This is a genomic window from Endozoicomonas sp. ONNA2 (assembly GCF_024606365.1).
Taxonomy (GTDB): domain Bacteria; phylum Pseudomonadota; class Gammaproteobacteria; order Pseudomonadales; family Endozoicomonadaceae; genus Endozoicomonas.
Window position 1 is genome coordinate 1 of the sequence record NZ_JAHHPO010000487.1, and the last position, 2,228, is coordinate 2,228.

Below are 2,228 nucleotides of genomic sequence, written 5' to 3' on the forward strand. Positions count from 1 at the left end.
TGATTGCGGTGGAACATCTGAATATGTGGAAGTTATTTTCAGACAATTCCTAAGTTACTGAACACTGTAAAGATTTTAATGGCGCGGTTAAAATAAGAAACCATTTATCAGTACAGTGCCACCATGGATATCAGCCATTTAAGAGAAGAGTACACTCAGGCAGGGCTCAGTCGGGACAACCTGAAAAACAGCCCCTTTGACCAGTTTGAGCTTTGGTTCAAGCAGGCCCGGCAGGCTCAGCTTGCCGAACCCAATGCCATGAGCCTTGCTACAGTTTCGGCATCCGGCATGCCATCTTTGAGAACAGTACTACTCAAGTATTTCGACCCGTCTGGATTTGTCTTTTTCACCAATTACAGCAGTAATAAAGCCAAAGATATTACCAGCAATCCCCGGGTTGCCATTATGTTTCCCTGGGTAGCCCTTGAACGACAGGTGGTCATTCAGGGCAAGGCAGGAAAAATTTCCACGGCTGAATCACTGCGTTACTTTACCAGCCGACCCCATGGCAGTCAGCTCGGTGCCTGGGTATCACAGCAAAGCTCGGTCATCACCGGACGCAAGGTTCTGGAGTTGAAGCTGCAAGAGATGAAACGCAAATTCAGGGAAGGAAAAGTACCTCTGCCCGATTTTTGGGGTGGCTATCGCGTCGTGCCGGAGAAAATTGAATTCTGGCAAGGTCGCCCGAACCGTCTGCACGATCGTTTTCAATACACCCGAATGTCCGCGGATAAGAGCAGTGATTGGCAAATCGACCGCCTTTCTCCCTGAAACTCCCTGGTGAATTATTTATGGCCACGTTATGAGTAAAAAAACCGCTGCACGAATCGCCGTAAGGGATGTGCTTATTCAACTGGTAGAACTGAATCGCTTATTTCGGGAAGCCATTGAGTCTGACTATGGCTTACCCATCTGGATCATGGATACCGAATCCACAAACCAGCACGCCCTGGCAGCCGGTGTTGCCACTCGACTGACCTATATCGAAGAACAGAACAAGCAGGAAACCGCCCGTTTAACCGGATTAGTGGGTGTTTCCGCGCCAACCTTGACCCTGGGTGAAGAACTGAACCTCTGTCGTGACCAGTTTAAAACCGCCATAGCCGACTTTCGCAAGCTGTTTGGCGACAGCATAGAGGCCATCGAACAGGCATCTGATGATTTGCGGGATGGCTTACTGGGGGGACTTCAGGTCAAACATCTGCACTTTGTACAATGTTACCGACAACTCAAGCTCTTTCCAGAACCCCCGAGACGGGTTGGATTCAGCTGGGCTGCCAGTCACAGTGGTACGGTCAGGCTGACGGTCGAAGAAGCCATTGAGCATTTCAGGAAGAAATACCTGGCCTCCGTCGCCGTTAATGATGACATTTGCCTGCTGGAGAAAATGCCTGCCAAGGAATTGGTGGTGATCAAGCGAATACTGGCACCCCACCTGAGGGCCAATATTACCTGGCCAAAGGATATTCAGGCCCTCAGGCAAGCGGAGCCGACCCTGAAAAAACAGTATCCGGCACAGATTAACTCCCCCCTGCCCCTGTTCATTCAGCTAAAGCCGGGAGAACCGTTACCGGAATTTAACCGGATTCGCCCCTATGACCCGACTGCCAAACAGGAAAGACTGCAGCGCAGCGATGCCCGTCTGGTTAAAATTAACGACAATCCCCATTCAAGGATCTACCGTTATGTATGACGCTCAGGCGTCTTTTTCTCTGAGATAAGCCTCCAGATCCGTAAAACCGCCAACGTAGTGCTGGCCATGAAAAATCTGGGGAACCGTTTCAACTTCCTTGCCGACGGTCTTGGACAAATCAGCCTTACTGATCCCCTCTTCGTAGATATCAACATATTTGAAAGGCAGGCCTTTCATCTCCAGCAGCTGCTTGGCACGGACACAGAATCCGCAGCCAGGACGCCCAAACACAGTAAACCGATCCATTATTCATGCTCCATCAGGTTCGAAAGCACCCGGTTGGTTCAGATCAACATTAACCAATGAGAATAGATCAATACTGACCAATGGGAAGCCTGGTATGGGGCTGTCGATCATATGCAGTCTTGCGAACGAGATCGCCAGGGGGCTCAGTGATGGGGGCACCAGGAGGCTGTCCGAGAATAGACTGCCCTACTGCGGTGGCAGCAAATTGGTATAAAAAAGTCGGAAATTTTTAGTAAATAGAACCACTATTCACTAAAAATTTCCGACTTTTTATCCTCAATTTTCTGCC

General features: G+C 49.6%; 3 protein-coding genes. 2 read left to right on the forward strand and 1 reads right to left on the reverse strand.

The annotated features are described in order from the left end of the window. Positions 1-123: 123 nt before the first annotated feature. Together pdxH and KDK14_RS08785 are read left to right on the forward strand one after the other, a co-directional pair. Complete coding sequence (gene pdxH / locus KDK14_RS08780) at positions 124-771, forward strand: pyridoxamine 5'-phosphate oxidase (RefSeq protein ID WP_257264715.1); 648 nt, start codon at positions 124-126, stop codon at positions 769-771. Between the two features lie 31 nt (positions 772-802). After that, complete coding sequence (locus KDK14_RS08785; RefSeq protein WP_257264716.1) at positions 803-1,693, forward strand: DNA replication terminus site-binding protein; 891 nt, start codon at positions 803-805, stop codon at positions 1,691-1,693. 3 nt (positions 1,694-1,696) lie between these two features. Here the strand turns inward: KDK14_RS08785 and KDK14_RS08790 are convergent, their stop codons facing one another. Continuing rightward, positions 1,697-1,939: a GrxA family glutaredoxin gene (locus tag KDK14_RS08790; protein WP_257264717.1), complete on the reverse strand. Its 243-nt coding sequence runs from the start codon at positions 1,937-1,939 to the stop codon at positions 1,697-1,699. Between the last annotated feature and the right edge of the window lie 289 nt (positions 1,940-2,228).

What these genes read in the sequence shown, in the direction of transcription:
- pdxH (WP_257264715.1), top strand. Translation starts at nt 124, where the DNA reads ATGGATATCAGCCATTTAAGAGAAGAGTACACTCAGGCAGGGCTCAGT.
- KDK14_RS08785 (WP_257264716.1), top strand. Translation starts at nt 803, where the DNA reads ATGAGTAAAAAAACCGCTGCACGAATCGCCGTAAGGGATGTGCTTATT.
- KDK14_RS08790 (WP_257264717.1), bottom strand. Translation starts at nt 1,939, where the DNA reads ATGGATCGGTTTACTGTGTTTGGGCGTCCTGGCTGCGGATTCTGTGTC.